The sequence below is a fragment of the Planctomycetota bacterium genome, from assembly GCA_039819165.1.
Lineage (GTDB): Bacteria > Planctomycetota > Phycisphaerae > Phycisphaerales > UBA1924 > JAHCJI01.
The window spans coordinates 2,132,368-2,151,977 of sequence record JBCBSM010000001.1 but is presented as its reverse complement, the minus strand read 5'-3'; the positions used below and the strand labels follow the sequence as shown (position 1 = coordinate 2,151,977).

Below are 19,610 nucleotides of genomic sequence, written 5' to 3'. Positions count from 1 at the left end.
GCGAGTTGCGACGGGCAAGTGAATATGGGTGAGCGGGTGGTTGATCGGCCCGGCCGTCGGGGCCACCATTGCAGCAGCATGCCCGGACGGATCCGGATCTCGTCGCTGCGGCGCTGGCTGGTCCTCGGCGCGTTGGTCGTCGTGGCGGTGCTCACCGCCGCGGTGATGGTGTCGATCTCGCTGGCCCACCAGGCGCCCAAGTGGTGGCGGACGGTGCGGGCCGACGATCCGCGGACGGTGCAGACGGCCGTCGCGATCGAGAACAGCCTGTGGAATGCGCTCTACAAGCCCCGCGAGGGCGAGGACGGGCCCTGGCACGTGTGGGTGCGAGCGCCCGACGCCAACGCGTGGATCAACACCAAGATGCGCGAATGGGTGGCGTCGCGGTGGGAGCTCGAGGAGTGGCCGCAGGAGCTGGGCGAGATCCAGGTCGAGTTCGTCAACGACGAGCTGGCCATCGGCGTGCGGCTGATGATGCCCGACGGCGAGCGCTTCGTGTGGGCGGTGGTCGAACCCATCGTCGATGACGATGGTGCGCTGTGGCTGCCCGCGCGGTCGGTCAGCCTGGGCCGGCTCACGCTGCCCGCGGGCGTGCTGCTGGCGCACGCGCGGCAGAACAGCGAGGACTACGTGCCGCCCGCGCTGCGGGACCTGCCGGAGACCGAGGCGCTGCTGCGGGCCCTGGAGGGCCGCGAGCCGCTGCTGACCTCCGCGGAGCAGGCGCTGGGCGACGGCCGCCGCGTCGAGCTGGTCGCGGTGCGGTGCGTCGGCGGGCGGCTGGAGATGTGGTGCCGCACGCACGCGACGCCCGCGCTGGCGAGCACCGACGGCCCGCGGGACGACGGCGTCCGCGGGGTGGGCTCCCGGGAGCCGCCGGGGTCCTAGGGCGACTTCCTAGCATCGCGGTCCCATGACCGCAGCATCGAGCGACGCCCCGAACGAGACCCAGGCCGACGGCGAGTACGCGGCGCAGCGTCGCGCCAATCGCGACCGCGTGGCCGAACTGGGGCTGGATCCCTACGGACAGCGCGAGGCCGGCGTGCGGCCGCTGGTGGATGCTGCTGCGCTCTACGACGAGGCCGCCGACGCGGCGCACCAGGCGTCCGAGGCCGCCCGCAAGGAGGCCCGCAAGGCCGACCCGCAGGCGACCGGCGATGCGCTGCCGGCGGTCGTCGACCAGCGGCCGCGGGTCACCGTCGCGGGCCGGGTCGTGCTGCACCGCGACGGCGGCAAGCTTGTGTGGATGAACCTGCGGGACTCCAGCGGCGACCTGCAGATCGCCGTCAGCAAGCGGGACTGCACCCAGGCGGGCTTCGAGGTCGCCAAGCTCACCGACCTGGCCGACATCGTGGTCGTCGAGGGTCCGCTGATGCGGACGCGGGCGGGCGAGGTCACCATCTGGGCGAGCGACGTTCGGCCGGCGTCGAAGTCGGTCGAGCCGCCGCCGGCGAAGCACGAGGGGCTCACCGACGTCGAGGCGCGGTACCGCCGTCGGTACGTCGACCTGTGGTCCAACCCCGAGGCGATGGCGCAGCTTCGGCTGCGCACGCGGCTGGTGCGGGCAGTGCGGGCGTTCATGGAGGAGCGGGGCTTCGTCGAGGTCGAGACGCCGGTGCTCCAGCCCCAGGCCGGCGGCGCCGCGGCGCGGCCCTTCGTCACGCACATGAACGCCCTGGACATGGACCTGTACCTGCGGATCGCGCCCGAGCTGTACCTCAAGCGGCTGCTGGTGGCGGGCATGCCGCGGGTGTTCGAGATGTCCCGCAACTTCCGCAACGAGGGGCTCAGCCGCCGGCACAACCCCGAGTTCACCTCGATGGAGGCCTACGAGGCCTTCGGCGACAGCGAGAGCATGCTCGAGCTAACCGAGGCGCTCGTGCGGCAGCTGGCCGAGACCGCCTGTGCCGAGCCGCTGTACCAGGATCTGCACGCGGCGGAGGGCGGCGCACCGATCACGCCGTCGGCCATGCCGTGGGAGGGCCACGCGGTGGACTACGCCTCGCCCTTCGAGCGAGTCGCCTTCGGGACGCTCTTCGAGCGGGCGCTGGGCTTCGACATGTTCGACGAGGCGAAGGTCCAAGCCGCGGCCGCCAAGCACGGCATCGAGGCCGGCACCGACCACTGGCTGGCGGTCAACGCGCTGTTCGAGCACGCGGCCGAGCCGCTGCTGGACGGCAACCGGCCGACGTTCGTGACCGACTACCCGAGCGCCATCAGCCCGCTGACCCGGCCGCACCGCGACAACCCGGACGTTGCGGGCCGCTGGGACCTTTTCATCGCGGGGATGGAGATCGGGCCGGCCTACACCGAGCTGAACGATCCCGACGTGCAGGAGGCCAAGTTCCGCGAGCAGCTCGCGGGCGCCGACGATGAGGAGGACACCTTCCGCACGCTGGACGAGGACTTCCTGCGTGCGCTGCGGGTGGGCATGCCGCCCGCGGGCGGGCTGGGGCTGGGCATCGACCGCCTGGCGATGCTGCTGACCGGCGCCCCGAGCATCCGCGACGTGCTGCCGTTCCCGTTCATGCGGCCGGAAGGTAGTCCAACCGAGCCGCGTGCGTGAGCACGCGGATCAACGCTGTCAAACTGATCGCGTGGCAAGACGAATAACCAAGACATGGCCGCGTGCTCACGCACGCGGCTCGGACGGCGTCGCCGCCTCGGTCATCAGGCGCTTCATGTCGGCCACCGCGGCGCGCAGGCCGACGTAGATGGCGCGGCTGACGATGGCGTGGCCGATGTGGAGCTCCTCGATGCCGGGCAGGGCCGCCACGGGAGCGACGTTGTGGTAGTTGAGCGCGTGGCCCGCGTTGAAGCGCATGCCGCGCTGGCGGATGGCGTCACCCGCGGCCGCGATGGCGTCCAGGGCATCGCGGAGCTCCCGGCGGCGGAAGTCGCCGCCGCAATCGGCGAAGGCGTGGGCGTAGGGCCCGGTATGCACCTCGCACACGTCGAAGCCCGCGGCGTGCGCGGCCTCGACCTGCCGCGGATCGGGATCGATGAAGGCGCTGACGATCAGGCCGGCGTCGCGGAGGCGTCCGGCGGCGGCCCGCATCGCCTCGGGCTGGCCCGCGACGTCCAGCCCGCCCTCGGTGGTGATCTCCCGGCGGCCCTCGGGGACGAGCATGGCGGTATGCGGCCGCAGCTCGCGGGCGATGGCGATCATCTCGTCGGTGGCGGCCATCTCCAGGTTGAGCTTGACGTTGACGGTGTCCCGCAGCCGGCGGACGTCGTGGTCCTGGACGTGGCGGCGGTCCTCGCGGAGGTGCACCGTGATGCCGTCGGCCCCGCCGATCTCGGCCTCGTGCGCGGCGCGGACGGGGTCGGGCTCGGCGCCGCGGCGGGCCTGGCGGACGGTGGCGACGTGGTCGATGTTGACGCCCAGCTGGATCATGGGCGAGGATAGCGTTCTCGTACTTAGCCTCGGTCCAGGCGGGCCAGTTCCAGTCGTGCTTGCTCGGCTCTCGTAGCTGGCAGCATGCGAACTCCCCGACTCGGCGTTAGCGCTTCGAAGCCCACTTCTCCTCGCCGCTTGGCGGGTGCCATGTTGAGAAGCAAGAACTCCGGCGTCTGCTCCGCATCGGATGTCCACCACAGCGATGGATCTGGCTCAAAATAGAGATCGAGCTTTTGATATAAGTCCGCGCCACCGAACCCGCTGCTCTCCATTTCGTCGAGTGCTTCGCGGAGGACCGCCTCGACGTCGGCGTCGGTGTCGTCATACACAGCGAGGCTCACTCTGGCGGCCGCCTCCGGGAGAATGCCGCCGTAGACGATGCGTTCGGGGGTGGGCGCTATGAGCCGCGGCAGTACCGACAACGAGATCATGGCCGCCGCCGCTCCGAGCAACAGCACAGCCACGCGTCGCCATTTCTTCGAGGTGCTCATCCCGAGACTGTGATGTGCCCAGTACCCACCAGCATCGATTCGTAAGCCGCGACTATCGGTTCGCCTCCATCGAGAGCACGAGGCAGGCCAGCGCGAGCAGGTGGCGTCGATCGATGTCGCCGACGTGGCCGGGCACGATGTGCAGCGCCATGGCGTGCTCGGCGTCGATGCGCGTCGCGTGAGCGATGGGCGTCTTGCCCTCCAGGAACTCGATGCCCGACCACGGCGCACGGAGGGCGAGCATCACGCCGATGGGCCCGGGCAGCAGCACCGCCACCACCGCGCCGGCGTGCATCCGCTTGCGGGCGATGCGCGCGGTGATCTCGGGCGCGCCCTCGCCGCGGAGCAGCCGCCAGCGTCCCATGCGGCGTCGGACGAGCCCGAGCGGGTTGCGTTCCTCGTCGAAGAGCTCGAAGGTGCGGGCCCGCGCCGTGCGCTCCTCGATGGCCAAGAGCGGCGGGCGGTCGTCCGCGCCCGGCAGCGGGTCGAGCAGGTGCATCGCCCAGCGGGGCCGGAGCGCCGCGACCATCGCGATGCACGCGAAGACGGCGGCGACGAGGGTGAGCGCCGCCAGCGGCGGGTGGAAGCGGCCCAGGTGCGTGACGGCCGCGATGCCCATGAGCGCCGTCGCCGTCGCCAGCATGCCCACCGCGAACTGCTGGGCGAGGCGGCGATCGCGGTGTGCGGTGAGCGCGAGGCCGGGTGGCGGCGCGTCGGGGTCGTCGGGGTCGGCCACGCCGCCGATCATGATCCGTTCGCGGACCACGCCGTGGCGGCGGACGAGCACGAAGTGCGTGCCGTCGACGAGCAGGTCCATCGCGTCGGCCGCGTGCGGGGGTGGATCGATGCCGCCGGCGTGCGGGACCGCGGTCACGGTTACGCCTACGCCGAGGCGGCCTCTGTCTTCAGGCCGATGAGCTCGGCGTTGGTGCCGAAGCGGTTGATGGCGCCCAGCAACTGTTCGATCTGCATGGGCGGGGGCATGCTGAGCAGCCGGCGTCGGAGGGCGTTGACGGTCTCGAGTTCCTGCTTGGGCATGAGCAGGTCCTCCTTGCGGGTGCCGCTGGCGGCGAGGTTGATCGCCGGGAACAGCCGCCGCTCGGCGACCTTGCGGTCGAGGATGAGCTCCATGTTGCCGCTGCCCTTGAACTCCTCGAAGATGACCTGGTCGCCCTGGCCGCCGGTATCGACCAGCGCCGTCGCGATGATGGTGAGCGAGCCGGCCTCCTCGGTCTGGCGGGCCGACCCGAAGAGCTGCCGGGGGATCTCGAGGGCCTTGCTATCGATGCCGCCCGAGAGCGTGCGGCCGCTGGAGGCGTGCTCGCGGGAGCGGTTGAACGCCCGGCCCAGCCGGGTCAGCGAATCGAGGATGAGCACCACGTCCTTGCCCATCTCGACGAGCCGCTTGCAGCGCTCCATCGTGAGCGTGGCGACCTGGATGTGCCGCTCGGCCTCGTGGTCGGCGCTGGACGCCACGACGGTGACGCGGCCGCTGTCCCACGGGCGATCGGGGTCGCCGGCGTCGTGGCCGGTGAGCGAGCGGCGGAAGTCGGTGACCTCCTCGGGCCGCTCGTCGACGAGCAGCACGAGCAGCTCGGTGTCCTGGTGGTTGCGCAGGACGGCGGTGGCGATGTCCTTGAGCAGCGTGGTCTTGCCGGCCTTGGGCGGGCTGACGATCATCGCTCGCTGGCCGAAGCCGATGGGGCAGAACAGGTCGACCAGCCGGCAGGCGGGCGCACAGCCCCGGTGCTCCAGGACCATCCGCGGCTGCGGGTCGATGGTGGTGAGCTCCTCGAAGGGCGTGGGGTCGGTGGCGTCCTCGGGCGGGGCGCCCTCGATGGCGCAGACGTGCTCGAGCAGCGGGGCGTCGGTGGTGGGCGTGGGCCGGCGGCTGGCGTTGCGGCCGCGGCGGCGGTTGTTCTTCGAGGGCCCCTGGACCGCAACCCGGCGCGTGCCGGCCTCGGCCTCGACCCGCGAGCCGGGGCGGAGGGCGTGGGCCTCGAGGAGGCGTCTGGGCAGGACGGGGTCGTCCTCTCGGAAACGCACGGTGTCCCCGGCCACTTCCCGAAGCCGGGCCTCGCCGCGCCGTGGCACGTCCACCAGGCCGGTGTAGGTCGTCATGTGATGTTCGTCCGCAGGACCCACGCGTGCCGCGGCCCGACCGGGGCCACCGATGCGCGGATCGGCTGGGGTTGTATCGGTCTCGGCGGGGTGCGTCGGTCACACCCTGCCCTTCGTGAAATCAGAGGCCCGCCGGGTTCGCGTGTCAACGCGGGGCGTGCGGGCTCGGAATCTCCCTTATGCCACGGGCTCTCCGGTCGCCGCTACGCATGGCGAGTGGCCACGGATTCGGCTATCCTCGCGGTTTGCGGGGTGCGGGCGTGTTATCGGGGTGTGTCCGGCGTGCGGGGCGTTGCGGCCTCGCGCGATCGGCGGAAGGGAGCCGGTGGAGATCCTTCGCGGCATCGCGGTATCGCCCGGCCTGGTGATCGGGCCGGCCTTCCTGCTCGAGGACGAGGCCCGCCGCGTGGTCCGCCGCTACACGCCCTCGTCGGCGTCGGCCGCCGAAGCGGAGCGGGCCGAATCGGCGTTGCACGCGTCGGTCGTGGAGCTCGAGGAGGTCAAGGAGCGGGCCGAGCGGGCGATGGGTGCCGAGGCCGCCAAGATCTTCCTGTTCCACATCGGCGTGCTGCAGGACCCCTCGCTGCGGGATCCGATCTTCGAGCGGATCGGCGAGCGGCACATGGCCGCCGAGCACGCCGTCGACGCGACCTTCGGCGACTGGGCTCGGCGTTTCCAGGCGATGGGCGACTCGGCGTTCACGACCAAGGTCAACGATCTGGAGGACCTGCGCAACCGCGTGCTCAGCCACCTGATGGGCGAGCACAACCGCCAGCTGGACGACCTGCGCAACCCGGCGATCGTGGTCGCCGACGACCTGACCCCGTCGCAGGCGGCCAGCTTCGACCGGGATCTGGTGCGCGGATTCGTGACCGATCGTGGCGGGCGGACGAGCCACACCGCCATCGTCGCGCGGGCGCTGGGCATTCCGGCGGTCGTGGGCGTGCGGGGCGTGGCCGAGCTGGCCGACGAGAACGTCACGCTGATCGTCGACGGCGGCGAGGGCACGGTGATCCTCGACCCCACCGAGGAGCAGCTCGAGCGATACCTGACCCGCAAGCAACGCTTCGAGCAGCGGCGGACGGTGCTCCGCGAGCAGGCCGCCGAGAGCGGCACGACCACCGACGGCGTCGCGATCCGCCTCTTGGGCAACATCGAGTTCCCCGACGAGATCGACCAGGTGCTCGAGGCCGGCGGCGAGGGCGTCGGGCTCTACCGCACCGAGTTCTTGTATCTCACGCGGGACCGCGAGCCCACCGAGGAGGAGCACCTCGAGGCCTACCTGCGGTGCGTCCGCAAGCTGGAAGGCCGGGAGCTGGTCATCCGCACGGTGGACCTGGGGGCCGACAAGTACACGCAGCACCGCGTCGAGCTGCCCGAGCGCAACCCGTTCCTGGGCAACCGGTCGATCCGGTACTGCCTGAGCAACCTGGGCATGTTCAAGACGCAGCTGCGGGCGCTGCTGCGGGCGAGCGCCGAGGGACCGCTGAAGATCATGTTCCCGCTGGTGACGACGGTGCAGGAGCTGCGGCGGGCCAAGTCGATCGTGCGAGACGTGATGGAGGACCTGGCCGAGGAGGGCAAGCCCTTCGACGCCGATGCGGCCATGGGCATCATGGTGGAGGTGCCCGCGGCGGCGGTGACGGCGTCGACCTTCGCCCGCGACGCGGCCTTCTTCTCGATCGGCACCAACGACCTGGTGCAGTACACCCTGGCGGTGGACCGCACCAACGAGCAGGTGGCCGACCTGTTCACCTCGATGCACCCGGCGGTGCTCCGGCTGGTCCGGGAAGTCATGCGGGGGGCCCGCTATCGGGACGTGCCGGTGTCCTGCTGCGGGGAATCGGCGGGCGAGATCGACTTCGCGGCATTGCTGATCGGGCTGGGCGTGCGTACGCTTTCTGTCGGGTCGTACTCGATCCCGCAGCTCAAGCGGCTCGTGCGGAGCGTGTCCGCGGAAGAGTGCATGCGGCTGGCTCGCCGGGCGATGTCCCTGGAGTCGGCCGCCGACGTGACCGCCTTCGTGCGGGAGCGGCTGCGGGAGAGCGTGCCCGAGGCGTTCGATTCCACCGAGGATTGAGCCGCCGGCGGGCAGACCGGTGCGTTGGCCGCTGCGGCCGGACGCCGACAAGCAACGCGGGCCCGTCGATCGGGCCGATACACCGCGTGGCCGACTCGCCCGATGCGTATCCGAGCGGGCGGCCTCGCACGACACCAACGGACACCAGCGGAGCCCCCACGATGGCCCCTTGCAGCGTTCCAGCAGGCCCGATCGCCGCCCCCGGGTGTGGCGTCGCCGGCCGCGGAGCCGGGGCGTGGCGTGGGCTCCCGAGAGGACCATTCGCCCATGGCACGCAAGCCCTCGAAGGCCGACGACAACGGCGCCGCATCGGCGGCCGCCGACACGAAGAGTGACAGCAAGCCCGCGAGCCGTACGCGCAGCCGCTCAGGGGGCCGCTCGGGCGGCCGCGGCTCCCGCACCACGGCGCAGATCGAGACCGGCGGTGGCGAGGCGCCCCCCGCGTCGCGGATGATCGTCAACTACACGCCCGGCGACGAGTGCCGCATCGCCTTCGTCGAGGACGGCAAGCTCGAGGAATACCACGCCGAGAGCACCCAGTCGGTCAGCCGGGTCAACAACATCTACCTGGGCGTGGTCCGCAACGTCAACACGGCGGTGCAGGCGGCCTTCGTGGACTTCGGGCTCGACGAGCACGGCTTCCTGCACACCACCGACGTGCACCCCAAGTTCTTCCCCGACAACGGGGATGGCTCGGAGCGCGTCGGCAAGAAGACGCCCCGCCGCGAGCGGCCGCCCATCCAGAAGTGCTTCAAGCCGGGCGATCGCATCATGGTGCAGGTGCTCAAGGAGGGCGTGGGCACCAAGGGCCCGACGCTGACGAGCTACATCTCCATCCCCGGTCGCTACCTGGTGATGATGCCGGGGATGGACAACGTCGGCGTGAGCCGCAAGGTCGAGGACGAGGACCAGCGCCGCGCGATGCGGAAGGTGCTCGACCAGCTCGACCTGCCCGAGGGCTTCGGCTTCATCCTCCGCACCGCGGGCATGGAGGCCACCAAGACCGAGCTGAAGCGGGACCTGGCGTACCTCAAGCGGCTGTGGAGCGACATGGAGGGCCGCCAGAAGGGCGGCAGGGCGCCGGTGGCGCTGTACGCCGAGAGCGACCTGCTGCTGCGGGCGCTGCGGGACCTGGCGGGCTCGGGCGTCGAGGAGATCCTCATCGATGATGCCGGCGCGCTGGCGCGGGCGGAGCGCTTCCTGAAGATCGTCTCGCCCCGCAACAGGCCCAGCCTGAAGCGGCTCACGGCGGTCACGCCGATCTTCTCGGCCTTCGGCATCGAGGCGCAGGTGCAGAACATCAATGCCCGCGAGGTGCCGCTGCCCAGCGGTGGCCGGCTGGTGATCGACGAGACCGAGGCGCTGGTGGCCATCGACGTCAACAGCGGCCGCAGCCGCAAGGCGCGCGACGCCGAGACCAACGCCTTCAAGACCAACCTGGAGGCGGTCGACGAGATCTGCCGGCAGCTGCGGCTGCGGGATCTGGGCGGCCTGGTCATCAACGACCTGATCGACATGCGGCACGCCTCGAACCGCAAGGCCGTGCAGGAGCGCTTCGCCGAGCGGCTGCGGCGGGACCGGGCCCGCAGCACGATCCTGCCCATCAGCGAGTTCGGCATCCTGGAGATGACCCGCCAGCGGATGCGATCGAGCCACGAGCAGACGCACTTTGCGGTGTGCCCGATGTGCCGCGGCCGGGGGGTCGTCCGCCGGCCCGATAGCGTGGCGGCCGAGGCGCTGCGCGAGCTGGCGGTGCTCTGCGGCTACGCGAGGGTCGCTCGTGTCGAGATGGTCGTCAGCGGCGCGGTGGCGACGCATCTGCTCAGCGGGCGGCGGAAGCAGCTCAGCCGCATCGAGCGGCAGACGGGCGTGATCGCCGAGGTCCGCGTGAGCGACGCGATGGCGGTGGAGCGCTTCGTGCTGCACGCCTACGACGAGGCGGGCTCGGACATCAACCTCGAGAAGCTGCCCAAGCTGCCCGACCCCGAGACGCTGCTGGAGGAGGTCGAGGGCCTGGCCGATAGCGACACGCCGCTGGCCGAGATGCAGGCGCGTCCCGACGCCGACGACGCGCACGACGACGCCGACGACGGCCATCCGGAGCCCGAGGCGCACCCCATCGAGCTGGACGTGGACTTCGACGAGGAGGACGAGGACGAGCGCGACGGCCCGCGTCGCCGCCGTCGCCGTCGTCGCCGCCGCCGCGGTGGAGGCGGGGAGGACGCCGCCGAGCCCCGCGAGCGGGCCGCGGATGCGGAGCCCCGCGACGTGGATGACGCGGACGAGGCGCGCGGGTCCGAGGACGAGGAGGACGAGGACCGCCCGCGTCGCCGCCGGCGCAGGCGTCGCCGCCGGGGCTCCGATCGCCCATCGGAGGTCAACGGCGATCGCGCGTCCGCCGACGAGGAGCGCGACGAGGACGCGGGCTCCCTGGCGCGTCGGCTGGCGTCGGCCCTCCGCGACGACGATGCCGAGGAGGACGAGGACCGGGACGAGCCCGTCGCGGTCTCCGAGGATGGCGAGGAGGACGAGGACCGCCCGCGTCGCCGCCGGCGCCGCCGCGGCGGGCGTCGGCGCTCGAGGGGCCGCCAGGAGGCCGAAGGCGAGAGTTCGATCGAGGACACGCTCGACGACGAGGCGTCGGTCGAGCAGATCGAGGACGAGGCGGTCGAGGATGAGCCCATCGACGAACTCGTCGTCGACGAGGTGGACGACCCCGAGGCCTCCGATGACGAGGATTCCGACGAGGAGCCCGAGGTCGAGGTGCAGTCGGCCGCCGGGCTGATCGAGCCGCGTCCGGCTCGGGCGTCGGGCGGCTCGCGGCCCCGATTCCTCTACGCGGCGCACCGCCGGACCAAGGGCGGCCCGCCCGCGCCGCCCGAACGCGAGGGCTAGCGGGTGGTCCCGTCCCGCCGGCTGCTGGTCCTGGGCAGCACCGGCTCGATCGGTCGGCAGACGCTGGAGGTCGTCGCACACCTCCGCGACGCCGCGCGGGCGCGGGGCGAATCGCCACCGCTGGAGGTCGTCGGCCTGGCCGCCGGCCGCCGCGCGGACGAACTCGCCGAGCAGGCGCTGGCGTTCGGCGTCGAGCAGCTCGCGCTTGCCGACGAGCACGCGGACGCAACCGAGCTTCCGGCGGGCGTGCGTCGCGGGGCCGATGCTGCGGAGCGTCTCGTGCGGGAAGTGGACGCCGACGTGGTGATGGCGGCCATCGTCGGCGCGGCGGGGTTGCCGGCGACGATGGCGGCGGTCGAGGCGGGCACCGACGTCGCGCTGGCCAACAAGGAGACGCTCGTGGCGGCGGGGGCGCTCGTCGTGCCCGCGGCAAAACGGAGCGGCGCGAGGCTGCTGCCGGTGGACTCCGAGCACTCGGCGCTCTGGCAGTGCCTGCACGCCATCGCCGGTCCGGATGCGGCGCCGCCCATGCCGCCGCCGGCGCACGTGGCGAGGCTCGTGCTGACGGCGTCGGGCGGGCCGTTCCGCACGGCGAGCGCCGGGGCGGTCTACGACGCAACGCCAGAGCAGGCCCTCGCCCACCCGACGTGGGACATGGGCCCGAAGGTCACCATCGATTGCGCATCGCTCACCAACAAGGCCCTCGAGGTCATCGAGGCGCACTGGCTCTTCGGCTTCCCGGCCGACCGCATCGGCGTGCTGGTGCATCCGCAGTCGATCGTGCACTCGCTGATCGAGGCGGTGGACGGCTCGGTGCTCGCGCAGCTGGGCGTGAGCGACATGCGGCTGCCCATCCAGCACGCGCTGCTGCATCCAGATCGCCGGCCCAACGCCGCCGAGCCTCTCGACCTGGCGGCCATCGGCCGGCTGGACTTCGAGCACCCCGACGAGGAGCGGTTCCCGGCGCTCGCGCTCGCGCGGTGGGTGATCGATTCGGGCGGCACCGCGGGGGCGATCTTCAACGCCGCCAACGAGGCCGCCGTCGAGGCCTTCCTGGATCACCGCATCCCGTTCGGCCGCATCGGCGAGCTGACCCGCGAGGCCTGCGGGGCGATTCCGTGCACGCCGGTGTCGTCGTTGTCGGACGTGCACGCCGCTGATGTCGCAGCGCGGGAGCACGTGCGGGCCCGGATGGGGGCGGCGGTGTAGGACGGGCCGACCTCGTACGCTTGGTCCATGCACCGCACGCACCTCCGCGGCGGCGTTCTTAAGAAGGTGCTCTTCGCACTCGGCGGCATCGTGCTGCTGGTGCTCGTGCTGGTGGGGCGGGACGTGGTGCTCGGCGTGGTCGCGAAGCCGAACATCGTGACGGACTACGGCGAGCAGATCTACCTAGACGGCCTGGCCGAGCAGCGGCGGGTGCCGACGGCGAAGTTGTCGCGGCGTATCGCGAGATGTGCCGGCACTCGGCCACGCTCTCGTGGCACGGCTCGCTCATCGGCTGGTTGGTTGGCATCCACATGGGTCGACTCGCCGTTGACGAGATGCTCGACTGCATGCTCCTGCACGGCCCATTCGGTGATGACATCGCCCCACGGATTGCCGTCACGACCGACGCGCTTGCCCACCAGATCGCACCGTTGTCGTTCGGCGTGGCGTGCGAGCGGGCCCAATCGATGGACGTCGTGCAACGGACGCACACCGATGGTGGCGCCGGACGCGGGCGCTTCATTCCGGCCGAATTCGAGCGAGTGTTCCCGATCGATGGTGGCACAAGCGTCGGCCCATTCGGCGAATCGGTGTTCTCGAATGTGCACTGGCGGCTCTTCTGGCGACGTGTGGATACCGAGCAGTGGTTCGAAGAGTACTACGGCGGCATCGAGCGCGCGTCCGAGATCGAGGGGCACGCCTGGTCGCACGAGTACGACAGCCTGCTTGCCAAGATGGACGAGATTAATCCACCTGGGTTCCTCATTGGGGTGCTCGCCGCCTCCCCGCGCGTCGTGCTCTTCGAGCGGGCATGGCGGGCAAGGGTCGAGGGCATGCGGCTGGTGCTCGCGATCGAGAGCTGCCGACTCGGGCACGACGGTGCGCCGCCACCGTCGCTCGCCGATCTGGGCGACACGGTCGCGCCGGAACAGCTCATAGATCCGATCAGCGGCGGGCCCTGGATCTACCGGCCAACGCCGGCCGAGCTCGACGAGGACGGCGAGCCGATCGCGGCGGGCGGCATCGTCTGGCCGTACGAGCTCCGCAGCGCACCGCTGCCGGGCTTCGAGGGCCGCGGTGGTTCGGGCAGGTGGCGCGATCCGCGTGCCGGCATCCTCATCACCCGGCCCATCCCTCCGCCCACGTTCGACGATCCCTGAGCGGCTCCGGTTCGCGGGATCCCCCCGCAACCCGCCGCCTTGCACCCCGTACGCTTGGGCCATGGGGAACGCGAACATCCAGCGGCGCGGCGGCGTGCTCAAGAAGGCGTTGATTGCGCTCGGCGTGATGGTCCTGGTCGTGCTGATCCTCGTCGGCCGCGACGTCGTGCTGGGGCTAACGGCCACGCCGGACATCTCGGAGGACTACGGCCTGCGCCTGCACGAGCTGGCGCTCGATCGGCAGCGGGCGGCGCTGGGCGGCGGCCCCGACGAATGGCCGGCCTACGAGCGGGCGATGGAGGCCATCGCGGCGGCCAGCGATGAGCAGGGCCAGCGGCTGCGAGCCATGGACTGGGACCCCGACGATCCGTGGGCGGTCATCGCCTTTGATGCGCTGTACTCGCCGCCCGATGGCGGCACGCCCGAGCACTACGCGGCCGCGCGGCGGCGGGCGGCGGAGGAACTCGACCGCTGGGAGGCCGACGGCATCTTCGGGCACGCCGCCCGCATCGCGGCCATCCGCGTGGCGGCCCCGCCGCCGGTCTCCGGCCCACTGGTCGCCGCCGACGCGCCCTACCTCGGTCCCTCCCGGGCGATGGCCCGCGCGCAGGCGGCGCGGATGCATAGGCTGGCCGAGCGGGGCGATCTCGACGGCGTCGCGACGGCCTTCGAGGAACTCATAGAGCACGGCCGGGTGCTGTCCTGGCAGGGCGGGCTGCTGCGGTACTTCGTCGCCCTCGCGCTGCGGTCGCTCGCGTACGAGCGGATGGCCGGCGTCATCCTGTTGCACGGCATCGACGACGACGCCTGGCTGCGACGGATCGATGCCCTCGTCGTTCGGTCCGGCGAGACCTACGCCCCGCTGGAATTCGTGCTCGAGGCCGACGGCATGATGGGGCTGGACACCATCCAGCGCAGCTACACGAGCGAGGGGCGGTTCATCCCGACGGCGTCGGCTGCGCTGCTCGGCGTGGGGCCGCTGGGCGGGGCCGACCCGCCGGCGATCACGAACGCGGCGTGGCGATTCTTCCCGTCGCGGGCCGAGGCCGAGGCGATGCTCGCGGAGCAGCGGCGGGACATGCTGGCGGCCAGCGAGCTGACCGGTGACAACGCCGCCCGGGCGTTCGCGGCGCTCGAGGTGGCGGACGAGGCCCGATCGGCGTCGGCGTCGGCGTCGATCGTCGGCGTTCTTCCTATCCAGTCCGTGGCGCAGATGCCGCTGCGGGATCGGCTGCAGCGGCACGGGCTTCGCGTGCTGCTGGCGATCGAGCGCTACCGGGCGCAGCATGGCGGCGCGCCGCCCGCATCGCTCGGGGACCTGGGCGGGCTGCTGCCGGCCGGGCTGCGGAACGACCCGGTGACCGGCGAGCCCTGGTCGTACACCCCCGGGCCCGGGGACGCCGACGCGGCGGGCCAGCCCATCCCCGAGGGTGCGATCCGCTGGCCGTACGAGCTCCGCGTCGAGCTGCCGGCGAGCTTCGTGGACCAGCAGGGCTGGGGTGGTTCGTCGTGGCGGTGGGCGTCGCGGATCACGCGGCACATTGATCCGCCCGTGTACGACGAGCCGATCGACGACGGGGACGGAGGCTGACCATGCGTGCTCCGCTTGCGGCGTTGTGCGTACTGCTGGGTTCGATCGTGGCGCACGCCCAGGACGGCCCGCCGGCGGGGATGCCGGCCTTCGATGCGTTCGAGCGCGCACGGGCGGTCGTTCGCGGCGACGAGTCGGGCGCCGCGGCGGCCGCGGTCTGGGGGGCGGCCGTCACGGTCCGCGGGGCGACGGAGGCCCGCCGCGCGAGCACCATGGAGTTCGATGCCGCCCGCGTGGGCATCGTCGAGGAGCTGGCACGGCACGTCTCGGGCGACGCCGGTCCGCTGACCGTCGAGCTGGCCGGCCGTCCCGTGCCGATCCCCGCCGGTCCGCTCTCAAGCGTGGCGCTGTCGATCGCGCCGGGCGTCGATGCCGTCGCGGTGCTCGTCGGCGATCGCTCGGGCGTGGTGTTCCCCGAGGAGATGCTCGCGCGGGGCCTGCTGCCGAGCGAGGCGATCGAGCTGGCGCTGCGGCGCGCGCTCGACGATCGGCTGCCCCCGGCGGTCGAGCCGGGCTTCGACGCGTGGTCCGGGTACGCCGGCCGCGTCGTCCGTGAGGGCGAGGCCACCGTGTTCCGCGCACCCGTCACGGTGCTGGCCACGCTCGGCGACGGCGGGGCGCCGACGCTGCTGCACCGCGGCGGCCGGGTGGTGCCGCTGTCGGCCATCACGCCCGGGGGCCTCGAGGCCTGGGCGGCGCAGATGGCGGCCCACCTCCGCGGCCGGCTGCACGACGGCCTCGACCCATGGGGGCTTCGGGGCACGCTCGATGCGCGGCGGGGGGCGTTCCTGTCGCCGGTGGATGAGCCCTTCGCGCAGGCGCTGGCGGCCTACGCGCTGCTTCGGTACGGCTCGCGGGCGTGGGCCGACCCCGATCGCGCCGCCGCCTCGCGTCGCGCGGGCGAGGTGGTGCTGCGGCAGCTGGGCTTCGTGACGCCGGTCCGCGCGGGGCTGCTGGCCGACGTGCCCGACGCGCCCCTCGAGCCCGCACCCTGGGCCGATACGGGGGCGGCCGCCATGGCCCTGGTGGCGCTGGGCGAGCTCGACGAGGACGCGATCGTCGCGCATCCCGAGCTGGTCGACCTGCGGGACCGGTGCGCGGGCCGGGTGCGGTCGGCCGTCGGCGCAACGCTCACGGGCGAGATCGCCTTCGAGCCGTCGGTCCGCGCCAACCAGCGGGCGCTCGTGGCCCGCGCGCTCGCAGCGCTCGGCGACTCCGGCGTCGGCCGGCCGAACGACGCGGAGCTGGGGCGAGCCGCGGGCGAGTCGATCCTGGCGACGGTCGAGACCGAGCTGCTGGTCGGGCAGCTGCCGTGGCTGCTGGGTGTCATCGAGGCGACGCCCGAGCAGGCCGAGGCGCTCGGCGTGGTCCGCTCGCTCATCTGGACGCACCAGCTCGACGATCTGGACGCCGCGGGACCGGACCGCGACATGGCCGGCGGCATCGTGTTCACGCGGGGTGGCACGCCGCTGCCCACGTGGCAATCGGCGCGGGCGGTCGTGGCGGCCTCGGGCATGCTCGCCGATCCAAGGCTGGTGCCCGCCGAGGCGCGGGCGGGCGAGTTCTTCCGGCTGATGCGGTCGCTGCGGTTCCTGCGGCAGCTATCGGCCGACGAGACGCTGGGCCACCTCTACGCAGACCCCGATCTGGCGCTCGGCGGGGTGCGTGCGGCGCTGTGGGACCAGCGGATGCCCTCGGCCGCCACGAGCCTGGCGCTGCTGGCGGTCTGCGACGCGCTGGATGTCGCCTACGGCGTCCGCTAGGGGGCTCTTGCGCGCTCCTAGGACGCATCCGCGAACGGGCGTTTTGCGGGGTTCTCGCCTAGAATTTCTGTCTCGCCGCAGGGCCACCGGTGCCCGCTTCCAGGCGGGTCGGAGGGCTCGGCTTGGCCGACGAGAACGGTGGCATCGACGAGGGCGCGGGCGAAGCGCAGGACGGCCCGGTGATCGACGCCGGCGGCCGCGTGATCGACATGGAGATCGATCGCGAGCTCCGCGAGAGCTACCTCACCTACGCGATGAGCACCATCATGGACCGGGCGCTGCCCGACGTCCGCGATGGGCTCAAGCCCAGCCAGCGGCGGATCCTCGTCGCCATGAACGACAACAACCTGAGGCCCGGCCGCAAGCACCTCAAGTGCGCCAAGATCTGCGGCGATACCTCGGGCAACTACCACCCCCACGGCGAGAGCGTGATCTACCCGACGCTCGTGGGCATGGCCCAGAGCTGGAAGATGCGGGTGCCCCTCGTCGATCCACAGGGCAACTTCGGCTCGATCGACGGCGATCCGCCGGCGGCCATGCGGTACACCGAGGCGCGGATGCACCAGGCCACCGTCGACATGCTGGCCGACATGGACCTGAGCACCGTCGACACGCAGCCCAACTACGACGAGCGGCTGCAGGAGCCGACGGTGCTACCGGGCCGCTTCCCCAACCTGCTGGTCAACGGCTCGCTGGGCATTGCTGTGGGCATGGCGACGAGCATGCCGCCGCACAATCCGACGGAGATCCTCGACGCGATCGTGCGGGTCGTAGAGGATCCCGACATTGCGCTCGCCGACCTCATGGAGGACGTCGCGGGCGAGGACGGCGCGATCGTCCGCCACGGCGTCAAGGGGCCCGACTTCCCGACCGGCGGCGTGATCGTCGGGCGGCGGGGCATCGGCGAGGCCTACGCCGGCGGCCGCGGCCGGGTGTATCTGCGGGGCACCTGCCACGTCGAGGATCTCACCAAGGATCGCGAGCAGTTGGTCATCGACGAGATTCCCTACAACCTCAGCCAGCGGAACCTCGTCGAGAAGATCGTCGAGGCGGTCAAGGACGAGCGGATCAAGGACATCAGCGACATCCGCAACGAGTCGGGCCGCCAGGCGCAGACGCGGATCGTGATCGAGCTGAAGCGCGGCGCCGACCCGGAGGTCGTCGAGAACCAGCTCTACCAGTTCACGCCGCTGCAGCAGACCTTCAGCATCATCAACATCGCCCTGGTTGGTCGGCGGCCGGTGACGCTCTCGCTCAAGGAGCTGATCGAGCACTACGTCGACCACCGCGTGGAGGTCATCCGCCGGCGGACCGAGCACCTGCTCCGCGAGGCTCGCCGCAAGGCGCACCTGCTCGAGGGCCAGATCTACGCGGTCGTCGATATCGACGAGATCGTGGCGCTCATCCGCGGCAGCTCGACCCGCGAAGAGGCCATCCAGAAGCTGATGGATCGGCGGTACCGAATCCCGCCGGATCATCCGGCCGCCGCGAGCATCCCGCCGCGGCTGCTCGACTACGTCGCGCGGTTCGAGGACGCCGGCGGCGTGGCGCTCACGCGGCAGCAGGCCGAGCAGATCGGCTCGATGCGGCTGATCCAGCTGGTGGGCCTGGAGATCGAGCGGCTCGTCGACGAGTACACCAAGCTCGTGGCCGAGATCGAGGACTACGAACAGATCCTGGGCGACCGCCAGCGGGTGCTCGACATCATCCGCGACGACTGCGAGGAGATGAAGGCTCGATACGGCGACGCACGGCGGACGCAGATCGAGGATGCCGAGGGCGAGATCGACCTCGAGAGCCTGATCCGCGAGCACGACGTGGTGGTGACCATCAGCCGCGCGGGCTACGCCAAGCGGGTGCCGGCCGAGACGTACCGGGCGCAGGGCCGGGGCGGCAAGGGCATTCGTGCCGGCACGACGCGGGACGAGGACTTCATCCAGCACCTGTTCGTGGCGAGCACGCACGACCACCTGCTGTGCTTCACGAACACGGGCCGCGTGTTCAAGATGAAGGTGTACGAACTGCCCGAGATGGCGCGGACCGCCAAGGGCCGAGCGATCGTCAACCTGCTGGAGCTCAAGGAGGGCGAGCAGGTCTGGGCCTTCCTGACCATCAAGGACTTCGAGGCGTCGAGCCAGTATCTGACCTTCGCGACGCGCAACGGCATCGTGAAGCGGACGCCCCTGAAGGCCTACCGCAACGTCAACCGCTCGGGGCTGATTGCCGTGGGCCTCAAGGAGGGCGACGAGCTGTACGACGTCGCGCTCACCAGCGGCAGCGACGACCTGCTGCTGGTGACCAGCGGCGGGATGGCCATCCGCTTCCCCGAGAGCGACGCCCGCGACATGGGCCGCTCGGCCGCCGGCGTCAAGGGCATCGATCTGGCGGCGGGCGCGAAGGTCATCGGGCTGGTGCGCATCCCCATGGTGGAGGACGCCGACGGCGACCTGATGACACACCCCGAGGCGCTGGGGCAGAACCTGTGCCTGCTGACGGTGACCCGCAACGGCTACGGCAAGCGGACGCCCGTGGACGAGTACCGCGTGCAGCCCGAGAGCGGCAAGCCCCGCAGCCAGAGCCGCGGCGGCAAGGGCCGGCGGGACATCAGCACCGACGCGCGCAACGGCGAGGCGGTCGCCGCCATCGGCCTGGCGCGGGGCGAGGAGGTCATCGTCATCTCGCGGAGCGGGCAGCTCGTCCGCACGCCGGGCGACGACATCCGCGAGGTCGGCCGGGGGGCCAAGGGCGTCCGGGTGGTGTCGCTCAACGCGGGCGACGAGGTCATCGCCGTGGCGCCGGTGGCCGAGACCAGCACCGAGGGCGACGCGGCATCGGCCGGCGAGGGCGAGCCCGGCACGGGCGGGGACGACTCGGGCGAGAACTAGTCGGGCCCGGCAGCCGTA

Annotated in this window: 13 protein-coding genes; 9 read left to right on the top strand and 4 right to left on the bottom strand. The window is 71.9% G+C overall.

The genetic code is table 11. The annotated features are described in order from the left end of the window. The first annotated feature begins 78 nt into the window (after positions 1–78). Together AAFX79_09400 and lysS are read left to right on the top strand one after the other, a co-directional pair. A complete protein-coding gene (locus tag AAFX79_09400) occupies positions 79–885 on the top strand; it encodes a hypothetical protein (GenBank protein MEO1008772.1) in 807 nt (268 codons plus the stop codon). A gap of 25 nt (positions 886–910) precedes the next feature. Further along, entirely contained in the window at positions 911–2,563 is a 1,653-nt protein-coding gene (lysS, locus tag AAFX79_09395) for a lysine--tRNA ligase (GenBank protein ID MEO1008771.1), read from the top strand. Positions 2,564–2,629: 66 nt separating this feature from the next. On the opposite strand, the gene AAFX79_09390 is transcribed toward lysS, so the two are convergent. From AAFX79_09390 to rho, 4 genes are read right to left on the bottom strand one after another with little or no spacing between them, the layout of a single operon-like run. After that, the gene (locus tag AAFX79_09390; protein MEO1008770.1) at positions 2,630–3,394 is read right to left on the bottom strand and encodes a pyridoxine 5'-phosphate synthase; all 765 of its coding nucleotides are present in this window, start codon (positions 3,392–3,394) and stop codon (positions 2,630–2,632) included. A gap of 23 nt (positions 3,395–3,417) precedes the next feature. After that, on the bottom strand, positions 3,418–3,888 hold the full coding sequence (locus AAFX79_09385) for a hypothetical protein (GenBank protein MEO1008769.1): 471 nt from the start codon (positions 3,886–3,888) through the stop codon (positions 3,418–3,420). 52 nt (positions 3,889–3,940) lie between these two features. Further along, positions 3,941–4,762 (bottom strand): hypothetical protein, encoded by an 822-nt coding sequence (locus tag AAFX79_09380; protein MEO1008768.1) that lies wholly within the window; start codon positions 4,760–4,762, stop codon positions 3,941–3,943. A gap of 8 nt (positions 4,763–4,770) precedes the next feature. Further along, the gene (rho, locus tag AAFX79_09375) at positions 4,771–6,009 is read right to left on the bottom strand and encodes a transcription termination factor Rho (protein MEO1008767.1); all 1,239 of its coding nucleotides are present in this window, start codon (positions 6,007–6,009) and stop codon (positions 4,771–4,773) included. A 325-nt stretch (positions 6,010–6,334) separates the two neighbouring features. Here rho and ptsP point away from each other — a divergent pair, with 325 nt between their 5' ends. The 7 genes from ptsP (at position 6,335) to gyrA (ending at position 19,592) form a co-directional block, all read left to right on the top strand. Next, positions 6,335–8,089, top strand: coding sequence for a phosphoenolpyruvate--protein phosphotransferase (gene ptsP, locus AAFX79_09370; GenBank protein ID MEO1008766.1), 1,755 nt, complete (start codon positions 6,335–6,337; stop codon positions 8,087–8,089). Positions 8,090–8,356: 267 nt separating this feature from the next. Next, entirely contained in the window at positions 8,357–10,984 is a 2,628-nt protein-coding gene (locus AAFX79_09365; GenBank protein ID MEO1008765.1) for an Rne/Rng family ribonuclease, read from the top strand. 3 nt (positions 10,985–10,987) lie between these two features. After that, positions 10,988–12,193, top strand: a complete 1,206-nt coding sequence (gene dxr / locus AAFX79_09360) for a 1-deoxy-D-xylulose-5-phosphate reductoisomerase (protein MEO1008764.1) — start codon at positions 10,988–10,990, stop codon at positions 12,191–12,193. A gap of 245 nt (positions 12,194–12,438) precedes the next feature. After that, positions 12,439–13,353, top strand: a complete 915-nt coding sequence (locus tag AAFX79_09355; GenBank protein ID MEO1008763.1) for a hypothetical protein — start codon at positions 12,439–12,441, stop codon at positions 13,351–13,353. Positions 13,354–13,414: 61 nt separating this feature from the next. Then, the gene (locus AAFX79_09350; GenBank protein ID MEO1008762.1) at positions 13,415–14,944 is read left to right on the top strand and encodes a hypothetical protein; all 1,530 of its coding nucleotides are present in this window, start codon (positions 13,415–13,417) and stop codon (positions 14,942–14,944) included. Positions 14,945–14,946: 2 nt separating this feature from the next. Continuing rightward, entirely contained in the window at positions 14,947–16,707 is a 1,761-nt protein-coding gene (locus AAFX79_09345; GenBank protein MEO1008761.1) for a hypothetical protein, read from the top strand. Positions 16,708–16,829: 122 nt separating this feature from the next. Next, complete coding sequence (gyrA, locus tag AAFX79_09340) at positions 16,830–19,592, top strand: DNA gyrase subunit A (protein ID MEO1008760.1); 2,763 nt, start codon at positions 16,830–16,832, stop codon at positions 19,590–19,592. The last annotated feature ends 18 nt before the right edge of the window (positions 19,593–19,610 follow it).